The sequence below is a fragment of the Nostoc sp. genome, assembly GCF_036917355.1.
Taxonomy (GTDB): domain Bacteria; phylum Cyanobacteriota; class Cyanobacteriia; order Cyanobacteriales; family Nostocaceae; genus Nostoc.
On record NZ_JBALDP010000009.1, the window covers coordinates 1 to 21,330 of the forward strand.

Sequence of the window (21,330 nt, forward strand, 5' to 3'; positions counted from 1 at the left end):
GTCTGTGAGGCTGCTAGAGTATGGCATTACTACTTTATACAACTTTTGCGCTCACTTTACTTCAACACAGTAAAAGATGTCAAATGGGTTCTATATAGCGAAAAAACAGTTGTAAATAGTAGCTCTACCAATTGCGCCATCCACCTTTGGGTGCAACTTCATTATTAGTAGACTTCAGTCCGTGACTGTGCAACAGAGTTTGATATTCGGTGCTGCTTGCCCAACGGTCAATTTCTCGCGCCCGCAGTACTGGCACTGGATGGGTTAATTGGGCTGTACGAGCAGCTTTGACCATTTCACCCAGTTCTGTCTTGCTAATATCATCGTAAGCGCGAGCTTGGGCAACAAAGGCATCGAGATTCAGTTGAGGCGCTAAGGTGGGAGAACCACCAGCCAACTTCATCAACACGGACATGACCACTTTCGGGTCTTGGGTTGCTAGTAATGCGGCGCGATCGCAGGTAAACTCAGCACAACGTACCCATTCCAAAAGTTGCGCCTGTATGGCTTGGGCAACTATAGTACCGACATTGGGCACAATTGCCGCAGCTAATATTAATAAATTTACAGGTGTCAAGTAAACGCTATGGTCACACTTGAGATGCCCCAACTCGTGGGCGATTACTGCCTGTATTTCCTCTGGTGTGAGAATATCAATCAGCGAAGTGTGTAGCACAACAAAAGGCTGCTTACCCCGCACAGCAAAAGTATAGGCGTTGGGAGCCGGATGTTGCCGGACGTACAACTGGGGAGGATCAATATCCAGGATTTTACAGGCATCTAACAACAGCTTGTATAAATCGGGTAGTTGCTTTTCACCCACCAGAATGCTAGAGGCAATATTTTCTACATAGAAAACCTGCTCTGCCATTGGCCCGAGCCAATTTCGCACCAACATATCTATGCCTGGTATCTGCTTGAGCGCTCTGGTAGCTTCCAGGTCTAATGGATGACGAAATGAGTCAGCTTTTAAACCAATCAGCGGGGTTTTGAAGAAGGACATAGTGCAACAAGCTATAAAAAACACAACTATGGAATCTGGCTGGATAGATAAACAGCCTCCCACAGTTAGTATAACGATTTCAGTTGGGGGTTTTCTTTCTTGCATACTCGTAACTTTCGGTATCACTGCTCATTTCACCCCTTTGCTGCATACGCCTACCGAGCAAACCCTGTGCTTTAGTGTTTGTTGCAGTTAATCTTGATTGGACACACTAATTCACGCTTGGAAAATTAAATGCGCTTTGGTTTTTTTACTTTATGTATTCTCGCACTAGCGACAACTTCTGGGCACGCTGCTCAGTCTCCCAAGATCCCAGCACTAGTGATGACCAGTCCGAATTCAGCTGAGGCCAACTACGAAGATAAATGCAGCAACGGCAGCAACCTTGACCAGTTTAATCGCGATAAGTTTCTTAAACTTATGCTTGCTGATAAAAAATCAAAGCTATTTCAACTGAAAGTAGCTCTCCTGAATGAAATTAAACAAAGTGGTGATGAGCCACGAGGCGAGGGTGTCCATATTGGTGAATGGAATCAAACCTTCCATGACCGAAGTGGTTGTGGCACAAACACTAACAGTTACTCAGCATTTGTTGTCACCGTGACTGGTGGAAATGCAAACCATACGGTCGTGAAATACCTGATAACAATTGATGACGACGATAACGCAGGCAAAAGAACCCTCAAGATCCGCGACATCCGCCCAATCAACCTACGAAATGATAACTGAGCAAACCACTTCTCCTTGTTTTGTTAATGCGTTCCCCTGCATTAAAAACGCTACGCTTTTACGCAAAACTGTACTAAGCATGAAGCTAGAATTAGTGGCACGATCAAAGGAAATCGTGTTTTTATGTTGTCGTTGTCACTATGAAAATATTGGTGCTAAATGCCGGATCGAGCAGCCAAAAGAGTTGCCTGTATGAAATTGCAGATGAAACTCTTCCCAGTCAAGCACCCCAACCTCTTTGGGAAGGGAAAATCAATTGGACTCAAGATCGGAGTGTGGCAGAAATTGAGGTGAAAACTGCTACGGGTGGAACGCTGCAAAAATCAATCTCTGGTGATTCTCCACAGGCGCACCTTACCTATATGCTCAATACACTTAGTCATGGTGCAACCAAAGTAATCGATCGCTTGTCAGAAATCGATGTGGTGGGGCATCGGATAGTACATGGTGGAGAAGATTATCGAGATAGCGTGGTAACTACCGAGGATGTCAAAAAGGCGATCGCAAATCTGTCTAACCTTGCTCCAGCACATAATCCAGTAGGTTTGGAAGGCATAGAAGCAATTGAACAAATCTTAGGAGATGTCACCCAAGTAGCAGCCTTTGATACCGGATTTCATAGTACTTTACCTGATGCAGCAGCAATCTATCCCGGCCCATATCAGTGGGTAGAGCAAGGTATTCGTCGCTACGGGTTTCATGGTATTAGTCACCAATACTGTTCTCAACGTGCTGTCCAAATTCTCGGTCGAGATGTCGCATCTGAGCGGTTAATTATCTGCCATTTGGGCAATGGTTGCTCTTTAGCGGCGATTAAAAACGGCCGCAGTATTGATACTACTATGGGATTCACGCCCCTAGACGGATTAATGATGGGTAGTCGTTCTGGTTCAGTCGATCCGGGGATTCTGATTTACCTGTTGCGGCACTGCAATTACTCTGTAGAAAAGTTGGATGAGTTATTAAATAAAGCTTCTGGGTTAAAGGGAATTTCGGGTGTATCTAGCGATATGCGTGAAGTGAGAGAAGCGATGTCTCAAGATAATTCCCGCGCTCAACTGGCATGGGATATCTACGTGCATCGCTTGCGTTCTGCGATCGGCGCAATGCTTACTAGTTTGGGCGGATTAGATGCTCTAGTATTCACAGCAGGTGTGGGCGAACACTCTCCACAAATTCGCCAAGCCGCCTGTGAAGCCTTGGGATTTATCGGACTGAAAATAGACCTTGAGAAAAATCAACAGCAGCCTGTGGATGAAGATATTGCTACACCCGATTCAGCAGTGCGGGTATTAGTTATTCATACTCAAGAAGATTGGGCGATCGCCGAGCAGTGTTGGCAGTTGCTAAAACACAATTAGAAAGTCTGATTTAATTTGGGTAACATTGTTTGAATACTTAAGCTAAACTAATCTTTTTCTGAAAATAGTCTTTCACTAAAAAACATTTTTTCCAATGCCTCATACCCGATTTTCAAGCTAATAACCAACGCATAAAGCCTTTCCCAATTTGCCCTACTATAAAACTAAAAAACCATTGTAATAATGGTCCAATTATTGACAATAATAGCAAAAATAATAAATCTGTGGGAGTAAAAATAAAAATACTAGAAGTGACACAAGTTAGTCCCCATGCAAGCCAATTTCGATATTGAGAACTAATATAAGTCCATCTTGGAAGCTGATTAACCAGCCAATAGCGAATAGTAGCAAATACAAAAGGTGTTATTAACCCAGCAAGTATTGATAATGAAAATGCTAAGTTTAATCTCCATACAAAAAAAGTAGCAGGGAATAACGAAGCTAGTTCCCAAGAGAATAAATTTAATTTAGTCCGAAGACAGCTTAGTATTTGTTCAATAAGCCAATAATGCAAATAAACAATATTTAAGCACTCAGGATTTTTGATAAAATCACTCTTGATTTTGTGAATTATGTCACCATAAAATAAAACATTACTTTGTAAAACAATATCTTGTTCTTTCCATAGATATAAATCTGATGTATCTTCTCTATAATAAGAATTAAAAGTAATTCCATACTGTAACGTTGACTTTTTTTGTAATGATTTACTCCAGAATAATTTGATAAAACTTACTATAAAAGTATTGTCAAATATTGGAAAGTTTTTTTTAGTAATTACTAATTTATTGTATGGCGTAGTGTTCTTATTAAAGCAAATCCGATCGCTAAAACAGTTGTAGTACCATATATAAGCTAGTAATTTTGGCGGAATGTATAAAGAGCAGCCTATTTCTCGCGCTTCCTCAATTTGTTTTAAAACGGTTTTATTTAGATAAAAAGTATACTGTCCTGACTCAACCTTAATTTGAAGCTCAATAGGAGTGCCTTGAGGTATTTGCACAAAGAAAGATAGTTGAACATCAGCTTCACGATCTGTATGTGTTTTATCAGCTTTCATTGTCGGGATAATTTTGCGATATTTTGTATAATACCAATCAGAAAATTTAGTGTTCCACGCCACTGTTTCTCTCCAGCAACTACCCCTTCATTATGTATTTTGAGGATTAAATCTCTATCCCCTTCAGGTAATTGAAATAGCTTTTTATGATAACGACTAATAATATCTCCATCTAACTGCATAACAGTTTGAGCATAAATAAGATCGATATCTACGCTGGTAATATTACCACTATTAAGTGCAGCTTTAAGCTCAGACATTTTCCGCAGTGTACGAATAAATTTGTCATTATTCAAAAGTTCTTCAATCTCTTTCCACCTGTGCTGCAAACTTTTTAGATTATTTTCTTCTCGATCTGCAACAGGAGTTGGAGCCGGTAATATTGGTTGAGCTAACTTTATGTATATCTCGTCGGTTGGAAGAATATTCGCTTTATGTTCCACCTGATATTTAAGACGCTCCTGATATTGGATTATTCTGGAGTCTGGCTCGCTAGTCTCATTACTTTGTTCAAGAAGAATGTAAAAATATTCTCTTTCAAGTTGTGAAAATAGACTTGTATAACGCTTACGCAGCTCTTGAGCTTGAGTTTTTTCTGGTTCTGGTAAATCGTCTGGATTTGGAATTCCTTTGACATCAAAGTAGTCTTTGTCATTTATTGAATAAATCTCTTCATACGCTTGCCAAGCATTAAACTTTGCGCCAGTAATTTGATCCACAACCATTGTATTGACTTCTAAAGCTGTAATATCATCAACTAACCCATGTACAGATGAGACTACTTTTTCTAGCAAATCTTTGGCTTGTTCTTGAATTTTATTAGGCATAGTCATAATTTCCTTGATTTCTCTAAAGCAAATTAACCTACAGGTTTGAAGAAGCTCATATCCTGTAGGTATTTTTGGGTTAATATCAATTAATAAATATTAACTATTGGGGACGGGATAGCGATTGTTGCGAAGTTTTACGAGATTTCATAATTTCTATAAAAAATCCATACAACTTCTGCAAACTTTCTATATTTTTTTGCATAATCTCCCGACTTTCTTTGATTTGAGTTAGATGAAATTCGCGAAGTTCTATATATGGCCCACTACCAATAAATTGACTACCAACTTCATTAGTTATATCACCATCAATTAGATTTATTATGGTGTGCATTCGATTACCTGTTTGAGCAATTTGCTGCCCTTGTGGTTGTTCTAACTGAGTAGATGAGTCTGGAACCCAAGTAGTAATTTCTAGCTCTACAACTTCCACTATTGCTGTTTGAATAGCATCAATAATCTCATCAATATTGAATCCTTCTCCCTGACTATTCAGCTTCTTAACTTTTCTTTTAAATTCACTACTTGGTTTGCTAAATTGACTATTGTTTTCCATGTTTTCGATGGCTTGACCATGAATGTTTGTGTTTTCGTTAAGAGTATTATTCACCATAAAATTTTATAGGTTACAGACAGATTTAAATATAAACCAAATTCAATTTTATGTTATGTCAAATTTTGGAAGGCTTTTACTACAAAAAAGTAACTAAAGTCAAAACAACTTAATATTTTAAGAAATTTTTACTAAAAAAAAGTTATGATTTCCAAGAGCCAAATTTATCTTAGAAAAAGAATAATACCATTTTAGATTTTTGAGGTACTGCATTCCAGTGAATCCAGCACTGTGATAGCTTTTTCCCCGTTGTCCTAAGTGGCGTGATTCTGAAAGAATTATTTAATTAGCTTTTGGGTGTTTCGTTCCAGTCGCTATAAATTAGACATTAATAAAAAATACTAAGTATGCTTTAGTATAACAAGTATAAACAAGCACTAAATAATTAAGTCGTTTATTAGAGTCAACTTTTTTATCTTACCTAGTAAAGCATAGACTCACAAATAGGGCTGACTTTTCTTATACCACTATGTATACAATGATATGACTATGCTAATAAAGCCAAGGAAAATATGTTGTTATCTCGTCAAGCTTTTGCTACACCTTTTGTAATTATTATGTGTATTTTAGGAGTTGGCTTGATTCAACTCCCCCAATTGCAAAAACTAATAAATAGAAAACAATCTACCTCTTTAGAAACTTTAAAAAAAGAACTAAAAGCTGAAAATATTCGTCTGAATTTTCTCGAAAAAACGCCTAGTTTTGGTTATGATAACTTTATTGCAGATTTAGTATATCTTAATTTTCTCCAATACTTTGGAGATGATGAAATTCGGGATAAAATAGGCTACAGTTTAAGTCCAGAATATTTTGAAGTTATTCTAGAACGCGATCCGCGATTTTTAGCAGCATATCGCAGTCTTTCGATCAGTACTTCATTATATGCTGGTATGCCAGAACGTGCGATCGCAATATCAGAGAAAGGCTTAAAATCACTATCTCCCTCAGTTCCCGAAAAGTCCTATTATATATGGCGTTTTAAGGGAGTTGATGAGTTATTATTTTTAGGCAACGCTCAAGCTGCCCAACAATCTTTTGCAATGGCGGCAAACTGGGCTAGTAAATTTTCAGATCCAGAGAGTCAGCTTATAGCTAATACTTCCCAAAGAACTGCGGAATTTCTGAGTCGAAATCCTAATAGTAAATATGCTCAAATTTCTACATGGTCAATGGTTTTAAATAATCATGCTGATGAGAGAACTCAGAAACGCGCAATTAGAGAAATCGAAGCTTTGGGAGGAAAAATAGTTACAACTACTGAAGGGACTAATAAAATTATATTTCCCCCTAAAGATTAAATTATTGCAAGTGTAATCGAGGATTATATTCACTCAATTAGTTTCAAGTTTCTCATACATGATTGAGTAAGGTAATACTGATGTCAATACAATTGGCAGAATCTGACTTTCAAATATTAGGGTGTTTTCCTGTTATTTCTCATTTGCGCCCGCACCTTGAGCAGGATAATTTTGTCGAACAAGTTCGATATCAAATGAAAGAAGGGTATCAACTTGCATTCTTGGAGGTAGAAAAGCAAGCTGTAGCAGTGGCTGGATTTCGTATTTCTAATTGTTTAGCATTGGGAAAGTTTTTATACATTGATGATTTAGTTGTTGATGAGTTAAAACGGTCACACAGCTATGGTCAACAATTATTTCAGTGGCTAATTGAATATGCCAGAAATCATGAGTGTAAGCACCTGAGTCTAGATTCTGGGGTTCAGCGATTTGCAGCTCACAGGTTTTATCTCATGCAGCGTATGAATATTACAAGTCATCACTTTTCAATGGAGTTGTAGCTACAAGCAATTTGGTTGTGACAAATAGTATTTTTTGGTATAACGGCAAATTAATTCACTCTCAAACCCTAGAATTAAACATTAACGATCCGGGTTTACTTTATGGGGCAACTGTTTTTACAACATTGCGGGTTTATGAGAATTCCCTAGACAGTAATTTAACTAATTGGCAAGCACACTGCGATCGCTTACTCTTCTCACTACAAACTTTTGGCTGGCAGCAACCCGATTGGAAGCGTCTGCGTCAAGGCGCTCAAATTCTTCTCCCACACTTCCCCGTTCTCAGAATTACCCTCTTTCCCGATGGACGAGAATGGATAACTGGTAGATTATTACCACAAAATTTGACAGAAAAACAAAAAATTGGTATTTCGTGTGCAGTTGCGAGTCCTGAATTTTCTCGCTCTCTCCCCTCTCATAAAACTGGAAACTATTTGAGTGCTTGGTTGGCAAAAACTAGCTCAGATGCTCAAGAAGCAATATTAGTCGATGCTCAGGGAAATTGGCTAGAAACCAGTACAGGCAATCTTTGGGGATGGTGCGATCGCAGTTGGTACACGCCACCAATAAAGGCCGGAATTTTACCGGGAATTGTGCGATCGCAACTAGTAAACTGGTTGCAAAACCACCAGCAGTCAGTGCGAGAAGAAACTTGGAGTGCCGAGTTAGTCCAGAGATTTGAAGCGATCGCCTACACTAATAGTATGGTAGAAATTATTCCCATTCATACAGTTCATCTGCCTTCAGGGTCGCTACAATGTAATCCCTACCATCAAAGTTTTCAGCTAATAAGGGAGCTTTTTTTAGCATGACAGCCACGCCAAATTTGTTATATCTTAAGATAAGTTAACATAATTCTTAATAATCACCTTTCCGAGCAGAGAAGCTAGGCGATTGCGCGAAAAATACCGGAGGATAGACCTTAGTGAATAAAAGATGGAGAAATGCAGGGCTGTACGCGCTGCTGTTTATTGTCGTAATTGCGCTGGGAACAGCATTTTTTGACAAACAACCCCAAAGCAGAGAGACATGGCGATACAGTCGCTTTATTCAAGAAGTTCAGCAAGGCAGAGTAGAAAAAGTCAGTTTGAGTGCAGACCGCTCCACAGCACTGGTTACACCCAAATATGACCCAGCTAAACGGGTTGTTACCTTAGTCAACGATCCAGACTTGATTAATACTCTGACTTCTAAAGGCGTTGATATTTCTGTTTTGCCCCAAACCGACGAAGGATTTTGGTTTAAGGCATTGAGCAGCTTATTTTTCCCTGTATTGCTTTTGGTTGGCTTATTCTTCTTACTACGTCGCGCTCAAAGTGGCCCAGGTAGCCAAGCGATGAACTTTGGCAAATCTAAAGCCAGAGTGCAAATGGAACCACAAACTCAGGTGACATTTGGCGATGTCGCTGGTATTGACCAAGCCAAGTTGGAATTAAACGAAGTCGTAGACTTTCTGAAAAACGCCGATCGCTTTACCGCTGTTGGTGCAAAAATTCCTAAAGGTGTGTTGTTAGTTGGGCCTCCTGGTACAGGTAAAACCCTCCTAGCTCGTGCTGTAGCTGGTGAAGCAGGTGTACCCTTCTTCTCAATCTCTGGTTCGGAATTTGTGGAAATGTTCGTCGGTGTGGGTGCATCCCGCGTCCGCGATTTGTTTGAACAAGCTAAAACCAATGCTCCTTGTATCGTCTTCATCGATGAAATTGACGCTGTAGGTCGTCAACGGGGTGCAGGTTTAGGTGGTGGTAACGATGAGCGGGAACAAACCCTCAACCAGTTGCTCACAGAAATGGATGGCTTTGAAGGCAACACTGGCATCATCATTATTGCTGCTACCAACCGTCCCGATGTCCTAGATGCAGCCTTGTTGCGTCCTGGTCGCTTTGACCGTCAAGTTGTGGTAGACCGTCCCGACTACGCCGGACGCAGCGAAATCCTCAAGGTACACGCCCGTGGTAAGACCTTGGCGAAAGATGTGGACTTGGATAAAATTGCCCGTCGTACCCCTGGATTTACTGGCGCAGATTTATCCAACCTGTTGAATGAAGCCGCAATTCTGGCAGCACGCCGGAATTTGACTGAAATTTCGATGGATGAAATCAACGACGCGATCGATCGCGTATTAGCTGGGCCAGAGAAGAAAGACCGAGTAATGAGCGAAAAGCGCAAAACCTTGGTTGCTTATCACGAAGCTGGTCACGCTTTAGTTGGTGCTTTAATGCCAGACTATGACCCAGTACAAAAGATTAGCATCATTCCTCGCGGTCGCGCAGGTGGTTTAACTTGGTTTACCCCCAGCGAAGATCGGATGGACACAGGTTTGTACAGCCGCGCTTATCTAGAAAATCAGATGGCCGTAGCTTTAGGTGGTCGGATTGCTGAAGAATTAATCTTTGGTGAAGAAGAAGTTACCACTGGTGCTTCTAATGACTTACAACAAGTAGCCCGTGTTGCGCGTCAGATGATTACCCGATTTGGGATGAGCGATCGCTTAGGCCCTGTTGCCCTTGGTCGTCAACAAGGTAACATGTTCCTGGGACGCGATATCATGTCAGAGCGTGATTTTTCTGAAGAAACCGCCGCCGCCATTGATGAAGAAGTCCGCAAACTTGTAGATGTAGCCTACACACGCGCTAAAGAAGTGTTGGTGCGTAACCGCCACATTCTAGATGAGATAGCGCAAATGCTGGTTGATAAAGAAACAGTAGATGCTGAAGAGTTGCAAGAAATTCTATCGAATAACGATGTGACAACCGCAGCGTTTGCCTAATTGAATCAGAAGTGATGAGTGAAAAACAATTTTTAGCTCGTAACTTTTGAAATTGGGGTAACTCTGGAAAATCCCAGAATTACCCCAATTTTTTTAATTTATTGGCAAAAGCCCGGCCATGAAGACCGGGCTTTTAATCCGTAATGGGGTTATATTCCCCGAAGGTTCGTTATAGAGTTTCAGTATAAATCGCTAATCTGATGATAAAGACTACCACGTGAGCATAATCAATTCCGGAAAATTAGAAAATTTTTTTTAGATACACCAAAATCAAATTACTAACGCCGACAGAACTTGCCCAAATTCTGACCCAGTGGTTGCGCGAACTTGGTATATATACTGATTCTCTCCCGTAAGAACTCGAAATCAGGGTAACTCGGAGATTTTACGAATTACCTTGATTGCGATCGCTGCAAAATAATTTATGCATTCTATCGCACACCCCTTATGGCATCAAATAGATAACTTTCTAAATCTCGATCGGAGTAACGTCAAGAGTGACTGGATACTAATCAGTTGATTAACTTACACTCTGGATGTCGGTTTCAAAAATAGCCACGCCACAAAGAATGTAGCTGCTGTGAATAGTTGCGTCAAATCCAAAGCAGATAGATAGCCATCTGCAAATGAAGCAATACTGCGATCGGTAATGCCAAATACCCAGGATGACAGCCCAAACAGCCAAATCCCATTCTTGAGATTTCCGACGAATTGCTTAGAGTCTGATGGTTTTTGGTCTTTCATAATCTTCTGTTCCGTTGGTGAACAATCTGGTGATTGATGCTCAATACCTGCCATTAGGAATTTTTTCGGATTCCTGACGTTGAATTTACATTTACTATCTATTAATAATATTAATAAATATTTCACCTACTTGACATCCCTACTCAAAGGTACATCTCATAATGATGACATTCCCCTTTTGGTTGTGTTACCTCCGATAGACGGCAATAGGTTGAGTTCTCAGCTTTACAGCGTCAGGTTTGAATACTCAAATCACATGATTCTTAAATAACCATATAAAGATTTATTTATGGTTTGTATAAAATACTCCATAGGATAGATGCGTTTCCAAAATATCTTTATACTTCAATGTGTAGAGACTTTGTAGGGTAGCACAGCTAGCTATGCGCCCCTACAAGGAAATGAAATACTTATTTTGGAGTAGATTAATCCCTTCACCCTAGTCAGTACTCTTCATCTCACCAACTGCGCGGCGGAATTAAAAAATTGACGACACAACCCCTTCGTAACTAAAACTGTTGTCAACAAGTTAGCAAAAGCAACCATAAACATAATCAAAATTTCGTAGGAGACAGCATCTAGAGGTTTGACACCAGCTAATAACTGTCCGGTGGTAATTCCTGGTATTGCGACCATACCTATGAGTATCATTTGATTGAGAGTAGGAATCAATCCGGCTTTGATGGCGTCTTTGCGATACTGGCTAACTGCTTGCTCTGGAGTTGCACCTAAGCTTAAATGGGTTTCTATTTCGAGATGGCTGGAATTAATGGTGCTGACAAGGCGATCGCCTGCGATCGCAGCTGCATTAGTAGCATTACCTAAGACTATCCCTGCTAGGGGAATTATATACTGTGGTTCGTACCATCTCTCTGGTTGAACGATCAATAAGTTGATGTAAAACACTGTCACGGCGGTACTAATTAAAATTGCACCCCACACCAAAGGCAACAGATGAGGAATTTTTTGGCTGATGCGATTTCGTGCGACAATCGCCGTAATTGTCAGCATTATTGCTAATAGCGCCAAAACTGCCCAAGCATTGTCTAAAGCCAAGATGAAATCTAAAATGTATCCCAATACAAGAAGTTGTAAGATGGTTCTCCCAGTAGCAAGGGCTAGGTTCAACTCTAATCCTAATTTTTCCCAGGCAGATAAACCAATGGCGATCGCCATCAATCCCACAGCTATAGCTAAATCCACGAAATCCAGCTTGATTAGATCCTGCATGGGTTCTCTATTTCCTAATGTTTTCTTCTCCAAGCAGTCTACACAAAAGGAACTTTGATCCGATGTGTTGGATCTTGGTTGATATATATCACTTTCATCAATTCAAAATTCCAAATGGTACGACCTTAACATGGCAAACACCTAGTATGCCTACTATCTGTAAATTAAATGTGCGGTGATTTGCCGCACCACAATTTAAGTAAAAACCCTAATAGATGCGTATCTTGGGCGATAGTCTTTTAGTAGCTCCTCTTTGATTAATAATTCAATCAGCAAAAATTGACTGTCGAAGTGCATCCTTTGTATCTCCCGATAAAATGAGAACTCATGATCCAAAGTGTAAATCCCATCCCTGTCTTTGATATCAAGCAGCAATACACCACCATCGAAGCAGAAGTAAGTGCAGCCGTCTTAGAGGTTTTAGCTTCTGGCCGCTATATTGGCGGCCCTTTAGTCGAAGGCTTTGAACAACAATTTGCCGCTTATAATACCGTTACTGAATGTGTGGCTTGTAATTCTGGTACTGATGCGCTCTACTTAGCGTTACGAGTTTTGGACATTGGTGCAGGCGATGAAGTGATTACAACGCCTTTTACCTTTATTGCGACATCTGAAGTAATTAGCGCCGTCGGTGCAAAGCCTGTTTTCGTTGATATTGACGCGACTACGTTTAATCTCGATGTAGAGCAAGTCGTAGCGGCGATTACACCCAGAACTAAAGCGATTATCCCGGTTCACCTCTTTGGACAACCCGTGGATATGACATCATTGATGGCGATCGCTCAGTCTCACAATTTGTCAATAATTGAAGATTGCGCTCAGTCTACAGGCGCGATTTGGGCGGGTGAAAAAGTCGGAAGTATTGGACATATTGGTTGCTTTAGTTTCTACCCTACCAAAAATCTTGGTGGTTGCGGCGATGGCGGAGCAATAACCACTAATGACCCTGCGATCGCTACTAAACTGCGAATATTAAGAGATCATGGTAGTAAAATTCGATATTTACACGAGGAAATCGGTGTAAATAGCCGCTTGGATGCTCTCCAAGCAGCCATTTTGCAGATTAAGCTACGTTATTTAGATATTTGGAACGATCGCCGCCGAGATATTGCCAACTATTACTATCAGTCCCTTAGTCAAGTTCCGGGGATTGTTCCGCCCCAAGAATTACCTGGGGGTATTGGGGTATGGAATCAATACACTATTCGCATATCCGGTGAAGGGCGCAATGGTTCTAGCGCCAAATACCGAGATTGGGTGCGTAGTCAATTGCAAGAACAGGGTGTGAGTTCAATGATTTACTACCCCCACCCTTTACATTTGCAGCCAGTTTATCAAAGTCTGGGCTATGAAATTGGGGACTTACCAATAGCAGAGCAAGCTTGCCATGAGGTTATATCCTTGCCTATGTTCCCAGAACTGACACAACAACAGCAAGATCAGGTGATTTATGCGTTGAAAGAAGTTATGAGTTAGGAATTAGAAGTTAGGAGTTAGAAGTTAAAAGTTTTGAATAAATAAGTTTCTTCAACTTATAACTCATCACTCATCACTCCTAACTCATCACTCTTAACTCATTACTACATTTGCAGTTGCTAAGGCTTCAACTAAACCACGCACAGCGGCAATCATTGCCACTTCGCTATTGAGTTGGTTGATGGCGGAACCAACACCAACACCAGCAGCACCAGCCGCGATCGCTAATGGTGCGGTAACGTTAGAAATGCCGGAAGCACACAATACTGGCACTGAAACTACACGGGAAATCTCAAAAGCTGCTGCCAAGGTGGGAGCAGCTTTTTCAATTAATCCTAAAGTTCCGGGGTGAACTGGGTTACTGCTAGTACCGCCTTCGGTTTGGATAATGTCCGCTCCAGCTTTCACTAGTTCTTCTGCTAGCTGTACCTGTCGATCTAGTTCCAGGATGTGGGGAACGGTGACAGATAGAGTAATTTCTGGAAGGAGAGCGCGGGTTTGCTTAGTCAGCGCTAGCACTTCTAGAGCTTCAAAACGGCGTCCTTGAGCATAGAAGGAATCGAAATTACCGATTTCAATTAAATCAGCACCAGCTGTGACAGCTTGCACAAATTTCTCTGGCTCTACTGCTGATACGCAAATAGGTAAATTTGTCAAACTTTTAGCTAGCTGGACTAAAGCTGGATCGGCAGCAATATCAACAAAAGTAGCACCACCTAATTCAGCAGCTTTGACTGTAGCAGCGACGCTAGCTGCATCGAAGTTATTCAAGCCGCTAATCACTTTGAGAACGCGGCGGTTAGTAAATGCACGTTGGAGTGTGGAATGCATCGTCATAGTTTGGCTTTTGCAGCTACGAAAATTAGGTATATTCTACCGTCCCTCAGTTGATCGGGGACTAAATCACTATGGTAGTTGCCAAATATTGATAATTTTTTGATAATTTTATCCTTACCACTAATCAAAGTTTTGCCATCTGCACTGAAAGCGATCGCATCAACTTCTGATTTCATCCATCTACGTCTGTAGGATCTTTTACCACTATCCTAGTCAAACTCTAGAGGCCACAAATCTGCAATTGGTACTTCCCATCCTGGGAGCAGTTCGGGAACTGTTAAAATATCGCCATCACGAAGTATTATTGCCTCTTGTCCAAAGTTGTAAACTTCAACAATCCGCTCATCTGGATTGAGCAAAATTCCTACCTTAGTTCCTAAACTCAGAAATTCTTGAATTTTGGCTCTCAGATCCTCTAAATTATCGCTAGGGGACTTCACCTCTACAGTCAAATCGGGAGCCAATTGAGCAAAAGATTTCGGACTACGACGCAAACGTTCGGCTAAAACAAATGAGGCATCTGGTGCGCGCAAATCGGAATTGGGCAACCTGAAACCGGCACTAGAAGCTGCTGTTCGTCCAAGTTTGCGCGGTCTAACCCAGTTACGTAACTGGGCTACCATTTCAGCTGCGACTTCATCTGATTCGTATCCTGATGGACTCATAACAATAATATTACCCTTGACTAGTTCCATACGAAAGTCAGGATGCTGTTGCTGCATTTGTTCCAAGTCTTCAAGTGTTAGGGACATAAAACCTCTAGTTACACGTCTCTATATTAATTATGGAGACAACAGACCTCTCTAGGTGCGATCGCCCCATAAATTCCCCTGATTTTTCACGGAATGTGAAAAGGGAAATTGGTTTTGCTAAATTAATTTTCCTAATTATTTTCCGCGTTTACGATCAAACTTTATTTCCTACGACTATGACTTCAGATACCAAACCCATTTTTGATACCCTGGCTGAAGAAGGGTCTGCTATCGACTGGAACCGACTGCTGATCGAAATCCTGAACGCTTTCGACTGCTCTACAGGTAGCATCCATACCTTAGACCTAGATCGAGACAGCCAGTTATTGCACGTAAAGGCTTACCAGGGCATTCCAGAATTGCTTTTGCCTAAAATAACGATAATTTCCATTGGTAAAGGAATGGCTGGTGTCGCCGCCGAACGCAAGCGACCCGTACAGATTTGCAACCTGCAAACCGACGAATCGGGGGTGGCTAGACCCTCAGCAAAAGAAACTAAGGTAGAAGGTTCCATCGCAGTGCCGCTGATGCTGAATGGCCAATTGCATGGTACTTTGGGCATTGCCAAGCCAATTCCTTACGAATTTACTGCCGAAGAGGAAGAGACATTGATGGAGATTGGAGAGGCCATTAGCCGGAAAATCGTCAGTTAAAATCAAATAGTATTGCTTGTATTGCTTATTTTTCAAAATACTCCATTGCTGTTTGTACTTTTTCAACTTGCCTGGGTGCTTGCATTTCGTTAAAAAGTGCGATCGCTTGGACAAAACTTTCCCTACTTTTAGCAATTTCACCCATTTTTTTATGAGTCAATGCCAACTGATAATAAGCCTCCGCTAAATCCGATTTTGCACCGATTTTATCAAGAATTTCTATTGCTTCTGAATGATGAAAAATTGCTCTAGTAAATTCTCCTTGTTCTCGAAAAAGTTCAGCTAGAGAACTTATAGCTTTAGCTTTGATTTGGGTAAAATTGTTTTCTTCAGCATGAAATATAGCTCGTTGGCACAACTCACAGGATTTTTTTAGATTACCTAAATTCTTATAAGTTAAGCAGAGACTTACTAAACTATGCCCGATTCCCCATAAAGTTACTCTAGTTGATGATGACATAGCCGAAAATGCTTGTTCAGCAAGATGAAAAGCATCTTCTTTACTACCAGAGGATGATTTTATCAAAGCCAAACAGCATTGAGAGTATGCCATGTAATCATCAAGATTGCTATTTTGTTCAGCAAGGCTACAAACAGCATTAAAACAATCTTCGGCAGCCTCTATTTCCCATAATTCCAGCTTGCAAAGTCCTGTATTGAACAAAATAGAGATTTTCGTTAGCTTTTCATCTAACTCTTCTAATATTTCGCCTGATTTCTCATAGCACTCTATAGCTTCTCGAACGCAACCGATAATTCGATATGTATAGCCAAGGATAATATAAAGTTTAATTAGTCTTTTTTGGCATTTTACATCATCTATTATCCTTTTAATTACAGAAAAATTTTTCTGGAGCAGCCCCAGTTGGTAAAAGCAAGAACCCAAAGGTAGTCCTGTACCCCACTTGTTACCTCTTCCTTGTAAAATTACATCACCGGCTTGCTCAAAATCACTAATTTCTACATAGTGATAGTAAGCTTCTAAAGCGGTCAAAGCATCTGTAATATTTTTAACTACTTCAACCTTTTGCGTCCAAAATTCTGCGGCTTTTCGGTTGACTAATTCCCATTCTTCACTGACTAACCTTAATCTACTAATCGCTTCGTCACGAATTACCGGGTGCAGCCAATATTGTCCTTTTTTTGCTTCTATTAGAGACAAATCTTGCAGAGCTTTAATTACACTTCTACGTTTTGGTTCTGGTACATCCCAAAGTAAACATAAAACTCCTTCAATAGGTACTGAAGTAATATCTTGATAACGATAGCATCCTAAGCGACACAAGAGGCGATAGGCTTCTAAGTCATTTTCTTGGAGACGGGTAAATTGACTAGCGACTAAATCTTTTAACTCTCTTTCTATTAATAAATATGTACAGTTTTCTTGCCAATAGGCGTGTATGTCACCAGAAAAATCTGTCAATATTGCTCCTCGGAGAATTTGCATGGCTTTGGCATTACCTCCATAAGCACTGCACATTTCACTGAGAATAGTAGAATCACAATTGATGTGGCGACGGCTAAAAAACTGTCGCCATGCTTCATTATCTAAACCTTCGAGTGGATAGAGATGAACCTCTACACTAGACTCTCGTAAACGCTCACGACTTGTTACTAAAGTAACTGTATGTACATCTATATCTGCTAATACTCTCAATAGCTCAACATAAGAGCGACGATCTTTTAGGAACTTGCCATTTTTATCGAGAGCAGTTTCTAGATTATCAATAAACACCCCAATTTTAGAAGTTTGCTCTCGCAGTTTGCGCCGTAGTCGTTCTAAGCTGATACCAAAGTCACATCCTGGTTCTTCGTTAAAGTATCGCCGTAGCCATTCCTCAACCACACTTTCCACTGGCGTGAGGTTTTGGATTTCTGTGGCCATCCACAGTTCCAGGACAAAATTAAACTTTTGAGTTTTAAAATATTTGCGTGCTAAGGTTGTTTTACCAACACCACCTTCACCCTGGATGAGGATAACTTTTGCTCCCCGACTAACGAGGGTGTGGAGTTCGGCTATTTGGCGATCGCGCCCTACAAAGTTAGAATCTAAATCTTGGGGTTTAGTGCCATTGCCCTCTAAATTGGGAATATGGCTGATTTTTAGCGATTGTTGAGTTGTTCTAAATCCCTGAACCACCCCTTGGAAGGTAGATTTGGAGACTTTCACTCCCAGCACTTTTGATAGTAAATGCCAAAGTTCTGCGCCAACTGATTTTAAATGCGCTTCTGTATAACGAAGGCTGTTGGCAATATCCTGGTAAGTCCGCCTTTCATCCTCCCACAAATGACGCAAGATAATCCTTTGAGTTTTATCTAAGTGTTCTCCCGTCTTGAGAAAAACCAAGTTATCTACAAACTCTAAGGCCTCTTCTACACCCATTTGCTAACTTGATGTATCATTTGTAATTTATTATAACGATATTTTTACTACTTCTTCCTACTCGGCATACTACAAAATACTTTTTCCTACTCGGTAGGGAATTTACTTTATCCGACTGCAAAGCGTTTGGGGTTGTCTTACTCTTGTAAGTAATACAGGCAAAGTTAAGTTAAGCGCCAATAATAAAAGGTGGTTGAGGAGAGATTTAGAGAGCGCTACTACTGCAAGCTTAGTAAATCACAGCTGTTACAGTGCCATATTAATTACTCATGAAAGTGGTGTCTACTAAACAGGCAGTGGGTATTAACTAACTAGATTCTGTAGAGCGTATTTACAACCAAGTATGTAAGTCTTTACTTTACAGGAGGTTCAATGATGTTAGACAAAAATTGTCATCATGATTGCAATCAAAATCAGTGCCCTTTTGCCCAAGATACGCGTAATCCCAATAGATATGTCTGCCTCAAATGTGGTGTTGAGCGAGAAATAAATAAGTATTCCTCTGGTTTCGGCTCCTTTTTGCTCCTGTTGTTGGGCTTGTTTATTTCATTGCAACTATTAGTTAATTATGAAAAGCAAAACAATCCACAAAAGCAGCAACAGTCTTTGAACAATTCAACTAACAAGGCAATTATCCAATCATAAAACTAATACTGTTGATTCCCCACAGCCGATTTTTTAAGGAGGAGTAGGGGAATCGAAAAGAATATTCATTGCTCAAAAATCAGCTACTTTCGTGACTAAAACTATGGACGCAAATCAGGATACGCTTTTATTTCGCTTTGCCTCGAAATCCTTAAAATATTTTTTGTTGGTGCTATTCGGCATTGCGATCGCTTATGTTTTATCAACTGGTTTGGGTATCTTACAAATCATACCCATACTGCTGTACCTTTTACAACAGTTTTTGCTTCCACTGGGAATTATCCTGTTGTGTTTAATGACAATAGCAGTCATTTTTGAATCCCTGCGTTAAAAATTGGGGGAGTCACAAGTTAGGAGTTAGGAGTTAGAAGTTAAAAATTGCCTCTCTTGTCTCCCTCATCTCCCTAATCTCCATCACTTTTCCCTGGCATCTAAAAACTTCAACTGGTGGTATAAACAGCTAATCTGCACTAAATCCACACCTACTGCTTGGGCTTTTCGTAATGGGTTGCCGAAAATTGCTTCTACCTCTAAGGGACGATGTTCGTCGTAGTCAATTTTCATGCTGGGGCGGTAAGGTGTCATTTTGACAGTGTAATCGAGCATTGTTTGAATGAAGCGATCGCTAATAATCCGCCCATAGCTTTTTGCCCCCGCCGCTACTTCATACATCAACTGTTCAACTAACTTGCGGGTGTACTCATAGGCCATTAATTCATCAGTTCTAGCGTTAAGAATCACAGAAAGTCCATTGTACGGGATATTCCACACCAACTTTTTCCAACGTGCTAGTAATAAATCTTCAGCTAATTCAATTGAGATACCAGCGCTTTCAAAGTCATCAGCAATTTGCTGCATCCTCTCAGTTATCCCACTAGGCTGATAGTTATGGGTATATTCACTGAAGTTAATTTGCCCATAGTCTAGATGGTGTATGTGCCCTGGCCCCACTTTGTTAGAACACAAAAAGCACAATCCACCGAGAACCGTTACATTACCAACAATTTCAGCAACTTCCTCTTCTACACCAAGTCCATTCTGTAATACCAACACCACCCCATTATCTTTAACTACAGGTGGCAACATCTTTGGTAGTAAATGGTTTTGCGTTGTCTTTAGTGCCACCACTACCACGTCGCATTGTGGCATCTTTTCTACGTCGTTGTAGGCGTGGACTTCAGGAAGGGTAAAGTCACCGTTTTTGGACTCTACCACTAAACCATATTTCTTTACCTGTTCGTAATCACTCTTGAGCAAAAAGTGGACATCCAACCCAGCTTTTTGCAGTCTGGCGCCATAGAATCCACCTAATGCTCCAGTTCCCAGAATGGCATACGTGCAATCGGACATTTCTTTATATAACGGAATTTTCCTAGAAATATCATAAGGCGATGTATGACGGGAGTACGCGTCTAGGTGTAGTTTATTCAACAACTGATTTTAAATTTATTTTGTTTAATAAAACTTAAAATAGGTTTATTATCCTTTAAAATCTTTTGCAGAGATTTAGGTAAGATATATGGCTAATATTGTTGAGATTGCAGTTACGTCTGAGTCGTTTAAAACACTGGTGGCGGCTGTACAAGCTGCTGGTTTAGTAGAAACATTAAAAAGTCCTGGGCCGTTCACTGTCTTTGCACCAAATGACGATGCTTTTGCCAAGTTACCAGCGGGAACTATCCAAACTCTGTTACAAAACATTCCCCAGCTAACGCGTATTTTAAAGTATCATGTCGTTCCAGGAAAGCTGCTACAGGCTGATTTAGCACAACTCGGTACGGTTAATTCTGTGGAAGGTTCACCCATTAAAATTCATTCTTCCGATGGTTTTGAAGTTAAAAATGCCACAGTCTTAGCAGCAGATATCGAAGCTGATAATGGTGTGGTACACGTTATCGATACGGTGATTTTACCAGGTTAATTCGGCTAGGGTGGGTATTTTCCACCCTACTTATCCAAAATCTTTATAATTAACTAACTATTGGTAGTATCAAAACGCAACTCAAAAGTTTAGTTTATGTTATGTTTGCAATGTGAGTACTCACTGTTATGTTAATGTAAGTTTCGTTGTTTTAAAATAAATTAAATTCTTAAAAAGCCAACATCTATCCCAACAAAATTAATGCTCGACTTTAACACCTTAGCTGAGTTCTCTCGTGGCAACTGCATAAGTATTTGTGCATTTCTCGTACCAGCGAACTTGCTTGTCACAATTTTAACGATGAGCCTGGTGGCGTTACGCCGCCCATCGCATCAAGTGTGGCAATCTGCTGGAATTGCCAGTTTTTTCGCTTCTGTAATGATACTGCATGTATATACTTGGTTCCAGATTGGCGTGGTAATGGCTCCTACTTATATCTTGCTGTGGCTAGCAATCACCTGTTTAGTGACTAATTTGGCAGCAATTCTTTTTCAAAGACGCTACAGTAACAGTCCTAGTCTTTCCAACTGA

The 21,330-nt window shown here is 40.4% G+C and carries 23 protein-coding genes; 12 read left to right on the forward strand and 11 right to left on the reverse strand.

Annotated elements, in window-relative coordinates; translation table 11 throughout:
* Positions 1-124: 124 nt before the first annotated feature.
* The gene (locus V7K53_RS01995) at positions 125-1,003 is read right to left on the reverse strand and encodes a M48 family metallopeptidase (RefSeq protein ID WP_335196140.1); all 879 of its coding nucleotides are present in this window, start codon (positions 1,001-1,003) and stop codon (positions 125-127) included.
* 234 nt (positions 1,004-1,237) lie between these two features.
* Between V7K53_RS01995 and V7K53_RS02000 the strand changes: the two genes are divergently transcribed.
* Together V7K53_RS02000 and V7K53_RS02005 are read left to right on the forward strand one after the other, a co-directional pair.
* Positions 1,238-1,732: a hypothetical protein gene (locus V7K53_RS02000; RefSeq protein ID WP_335195999.1), complete on the forward strand. Its 495-nt coding sequence runs from the start codon at positions 1,238-1,240 to the stop codon at positions 1,730-1,732.
* 140 nt (positions 1,733-1,872) lie between these two features.
* Positions 1,873-3,093, forward strand: a complete 1,221-nt coding sequence (locus tag V7K53_RS02005) for an acetate kinase (protein ID WP_335196000.1) — start codon at positions 1,873-1,875, stop codon at positions 3,091-3,093.
* Between the two features lie 112 nt (positions 3,094-3,205).
* On the opposite strand, the gene V7K53_RS02010 is transcribed toward V7K53_RS02005, so the two are convergent.
* From V7K53_RS02010 to V7K53_RS02020, 3 genes are all read right to left on the reverse strand, one after another.
* Positions 3,206-4,153 (reverse strand): hypothetical protein, encoded by a 948-nt coding sequence (locus V7K53_RS02010; RefSeq protein WP_335196001.1) that lies wholly within the window; start codon positions 4,151-4,153, stop codon positions 3,206-3,208.
* Positions 4,150-4,980, reverse strand: coding sequence for a hypothetical protein (locus V7K53_RS02015; RefSeq protein WP_335196002.1), 831 nt, complete (start codon positions 4,978-4,980; stop codon positions 4,150-4,152). Before V7K53_RS02015 ends, V7K53_RS02010 begins: the two co-directional genes overlap by 4 nt.
* Positions 4,981-5,083: 103 nt before the next feature.
* On the reverse strand, positions 5,084-5,593 hold the full coding sequence (locus V7K53_RS02020) for a hypothetical protein (RefSeq protein WP_335196003.1): 510 nt from the start codon (positions 5,591-5,593) through the stop codon (positions 5,084-5,086).
* Positions 5,594-6,105: 512 nt separating this feature from the next.
* Between V7K53_RS02020 and V7K53_RS02025 the strand changes: the two genes are divergently transcribed.
* From V7K53_RS02025 to ftsH3, 4 genes are all read left to right on the forward strand, one after another.
* Positions 6,106-6,891 carry a hypothetical protein gene (locus V7K53_RS02025; RefSeq protein ID WP_335196004.1) on the forward strand — a complete coding sequence of 262 codons (786 nt, stop codon included), beginning with the start codon at positions 6,106-6,108 and terminating at the stop codon, positions 6,889-6,891.
* Between the two features lie 80 nt (positions 6,892-6,971).
* On the forward strand, positions 6,972-7,391 hold the full coding sequence (locus tag V7K53_RS02030) for a GNAT family N-acetyltransferase (protein WP_335196005.1): 420 nt from the start codon (positions 6,972-6,974) through the stop codon (positions 7,389-7,391).
* A 17-nt stretch (positions 7,392-7,408) separates the two neighbouring features.
* The gene (locus tag V7K53_RS02035) at positions 7,409-8,203 is read left to right on the forward strand and encodes an aminotransferase class IV (protein WP_335196006.1); all 795 of its coding nucleotides are present in this window, start codon (positions 7,409-7,411) and stop codon (positions 8,201-8,203) included.
* 113 nt (positions 8,204-8,316) lie between these two features.
* Positions 8,317-10,158: an ATP-dependent zinc metalloprotease FtsH3 gene (ftsH3, locus tag V7K53_RS02040; protein ID WP_335196007.1), complete on the forward strand. Its 1,842-nt coding sequence runs from the start codon at positions 8,317-8,319 to the stop codon at positions 10,156-10,158.
* 525 nt (positions 10,159-10,683) lie between these two features.
* On the opposite strand, the gene V7K53_RS02045 is transcribed toward ftsH3, so the two are convergent.
* Together V7K53_RS02045 and V7K53_RS02050 are read right to left on the reverse strand one after the other, a co-directional pair.
* Complete coding sequence (locus tag V7K53_RS02045) at positions 10,684-10,902, reverse strand: hypothetical protein (RefSeq protein ID WP_099099105.1); 219 nt, start codon at positions 10,900-10,902, stop codon at positions 10,684-10,686.
* 453 nt (positions 10,903-11,355) lie between these two features.
* A complete protein-coding gene (locus tag V7K53_RS02050; protein WP_335196008.1) occupies positions 11,356-12,132 on the reverse strand; it encodes an ABC transporter permease in 777 nt (258 codons plus the stop codon).
* A 327-nt stretch (positions 12,133-12,459) separates the two neighbouring features.
* Here V7K53_RS02050 and V7K53_RS02055 point away from each other — a divergent pair, with 327 nt between their 5' ends.
* Positions 12,460-13,608: a DegT/DnrJ/EryC1/StrS family aminotransferase gene (locus V7K53_RS02055; RefSeq protein ID WP_335186193.1), complete on the forward strand. Its 1,149-nt coding sequence runs from the start codon at positions 12,460-12,462 to the stop codon at positions 13,606-13,608.
* A 93-nt stretch (positions 13,609-13,701) separates the two neighbouring features.
* On the opposite strand, the gene V7K53_RS02060 is transcribed toward V7K53_RS02055, so the two are convergent.
* From V7K53_RS02060 to V7K53_RS02070, 3 genes are read right to left on the reverse strand one after another with little or no spacing between them, the layout of a single operon-like run.
* Positions 13,702-14,445 carry a DUF561 domain-containing protein gene (locus V7K53_RS02060; RefSeq protein ID WP_335196009.1) on the reverse strand — a complete coding sequence of 248 codons (744 nt, stop codon included), beginning with the start codon at positions 14,443-14,445 and terminating at the stop codon, positions 13,702-13,704.
* Complete coding sequence (locus V7K53_RS02065) at positions 14,442-14,621, reverse strand: hypothetical protein (RefSeq protein ID WP_335196010.1); 180 nt, start codon at positions 14,619-14,621, stop codon at positions 14,442-14,444. The genes V7K53_RS02060 and V7K53_RS02065 overlap by 4 nt, the downstream gene beginning before the upstream one ends.
* Positions 14,622-14,654: 33 nt before the next feature.
* Positions 14,655-15,197 carry a Uma2 family endonuclease gene (locus V7K53_RS02070; protein ID WP_335196011.1) on the reverse strand — a complete coding sequence of 181 codons (543 nt, stop codon included), beginning with the start codon at positions 15,195-15,197 and terminating at the stop codon, positions 14,655-14,657.
* Positions 15,198-15,229: 32 nt separating this feature from the next.
* Here V7K53_RS02070 and V7K53_RS02075 point away from each other — a divergent pair, with 32 nt between their 5' ends.
* Entirely contained in the window at positions 15,230-15,850 is a 621-nt protein-coding gene (locus V7K53_RS02075; RefSeq protein ID WP_335196012.1) for a GAF domain-containing protein, read from the forward strand.
* Between the two features lie 25 nt (positions 15,851-15,875).
* Here the strand turns inward: V7K53_RS02075 and V7K53_RS02080 are convergent, their stop codons facing one another.
* Positions 15,876-18,233, reverse strand: a complete 2,358-nt coding sequence (locus V7K53_RS02080) for a tetratricopeptide repeat protein (RefSeq protein ID WP_335196013.1) — start codon at positions 18,231-18,233, stop codon at positions 15,876-15,878.
* Positions 18,234-18,605: 372 nt separating this feature from the next.
* Here V7K53_RS02080 and V7K53_RS02085 point away from each other — a divergent pair, with 372 nt between their 5' ends.
* Together V7K53_RS02085 and V7K53_RS02090 are read left to right on the forward strand one after the other, a co-directional pair.
* Positions 18,606-18,878, forward strand: coding sequence for a hypothetical protein (locus V7K53_RS02085; protein WP_335196014.1), 273 nt, complete (start codon positions 18,606-18,608; stop codon positions 18,876-18,878).
* A gap of 103 nt (positions 18,879-18,981) precedes the next feature.
* Positions 18,982-19,209, forward strand: a complete 228-nt coding sequence (locus V7K53_RS02090) for a hypothetical protein (protein ID WP_335196015.1) — start codon at positions 18,982-18,984, stop codon at positions 19,207-19,209.
* 83 nt (positions 19,210-19,292) lie between these two features.
* Here the strand turns inward: V7K53_RS02090 and V7K53_RS02095 are convergent, their stop codons facing one another.
* Complete coding sequence (locus V7K53_RS02095; protein WP_335196016.1) at positions 19,293-20,228, reverse strand: putative 2-dehydropantoate 2-reductase; 936 nt, start codon at positions 20,226-20,228, stop codon at positions 19,293-19,295.
* 169 nt (positions 20,229-20,397) lie between these two features.
* On the opposite strand from V7K53_RS02095, the gene V7K53_RS02100 reads away from it, so the two are divergent.
* Complete coding sequence (locus tag V7K53_RS02100; RefSeq protein ID WP_335196017.1) at positions 20,398-20,799, forward strand: fasciclin domain-containing protein; 402 nt, start codon at positions 20,398-20,400, stop codon at positions 20,797-20,799.
* A gap of 201 nt (positions 20,800-21,000) precedes the next feature.
* On the forward strand, positions 21,001-21,330 hold the full coding sequence (locus tag V7K53_RS02105; protein WP_292746362.1) for a hypothetical protein: 330 nt from the start codon (positions 21,001-21,003) through the stop codon (positions 21,328-21,330).

What these genes read in the sequence shown, in the direction of transcription:
- V7K53_RS01995 (WP_335196140.1), bottom strand. Translation starts at nt 1,003, where the DNA reads ATGTCCTTCTTCAAAACCCCGCTGATTGGTTTAAAAGCTGACTCATTT.
- V7K53_RS02000 (WP_335195999.1), top strand. Translation starts at nt 1,238, where the DNA reads ATGCGCTTTGGTTTTTTTACTTTATGTATTCTCGCACTAGCGACAACT.
- V7K53_RS02005 (WP_335196000.1), top strand. Translation starts at nt 1,873, where the DNA reads ATGAAAATATTGGTGCTAAATGCCGGATCGAGCAGCCAAAAGAGTTGC.
- V7K53_RS02010 (WP_335196001.1), bottom strand. Translation starts at nt 4,153, where the DNA reads ATGAAAGCTGATAAAACACATACAGATCGTGAAGCTGATGTTCAACTA.
- V7K53_RS02015 (WP_335196002.1), bottom strand. Translation starts at nt 4,980, where the DNA reads ATGCCTAATAAAATTCAAGAACAAGCCAAAGATTTGCTAGAAAAAGTA.
- V7K53_RS02020 (WP_335196003.1), bottom strand. Translation starts at nt 5,593, where the DNA reads ATGGTGAATAATACTCTTAACGAAAACACAAACATTCATGGTCAAGCC.
- V7K53_RS02025 (WP_335196004.1), top strand. Translation starts at nt 6,106, where the DNA reads ATGTTGTTATCTCGTCAAGCTTTTGCTACACCTTTTGTAATTATTATG.
- V7K53_RS02030 (WP_335196005.1), top strand. Translation starts at nt 6,972, where the DNA reads ATGTCAATACAATTGGCAGAATCTGACTTTCAAATATTAGGGTGTTTT.
- V7K53_RS02045 (WP_099099105.1), bottom strand. Translation starts at nt 10,902, where the DNA reads ATGAAAGACCAAAAACCATCAGACTCTAAGCAATTCGTCGGAAATCTC.
- V7K53_RS02050 (WP_335196008.1), bottom strand. Translation starts at nt 12,132, where the DNA reads ATGCAGGATCTAATCAAGCTGGATTTCGTGGATTTAGCTATAGCTGTG.
- V7K53_RS02055 (WP_335186193.1), top strand. Translation starts at nt 12,460, where the DNA reads ATGATCCAAAGTGTAAATCCCATCCCTGTCTTTGATATCAAGCAGCAA.
- V7K53_RS02060 (WP_335196009.1), bottom strand. Translation starts at nt 14,445, where the DNA reads ATGACGATGCATTCCACACTCCAACGTGCATTTACTAACCGCCGCGTT.
- V7K53_RS02065 (WP_335196010.1), bottom strand. Translation starts at nt 14,621, where the DNA reads ATGAAATCAGAAGTTGATGCGATCGCTTTCAGTGCAGATGGCAAAACT.
- V7K53_RS02070 (WP_335196011.1), bottom strand. Translation starts at nt 15,197, where the DNA reads ATGTCCCTAACACTTGAAGACTTGGAACAAATGCAGCAACAGCATCCT.
- V7K53_RS02075 (WP_335196012.1), top strand. Translation starts at nt 15,230, where the DNA reads ATGGAGACAACAGACCTCTCTAGGTGCGATCGCCCCATAAATTCCCCT.
- V7K53_RS02080 (WP_335196013.1), bottom strand. Translation starts at nt 18,233, where the DNA reads ATGGGTGTAGAAGAGGCCTTAGAGTTTGTAGATAACTTGGTTTTTCTC.
- V7K53_RS02085 (WP_335196014.1), top strand. Translation starts at nt 18,606, where the DNA reads ATGATGTTAGACAAAAATTGTCATCATGATTGCAATCAAAATCAGTGC.
- V7K53_RS02090 (WP_335196015.1), top strand. Translation starts at nt 18,982, where the DNA reads ATGGACGCAAATCAGGATACGCTTTTATTTCGCTTTGCCTCGAAATCC.
- V7K53_RS02095 (WP_335196016.1), bottom strand. Translation starts at nt 20,228, where the DNA reads ATGTCCGATTGCACGTATGCCATTCTGGGAACTGGAGCATTAGGTGGA.
- V7K53_RS02100 (WP_335196017.1), top strand. Translation starts at nt 20,398, where the DNA reads ATGGCTAATATTGTTGAGATTGCAGTTACGTCTGAGTCGTTTAAAACA.
- V7K53_RS02105 (WP_292746362.1), top strand. Translation starts at nt 21,001, where the DNA reads ATGCTCGACTTTAACACCTTAGCTGAGTTCTCTCGTGGCAACTGCATA.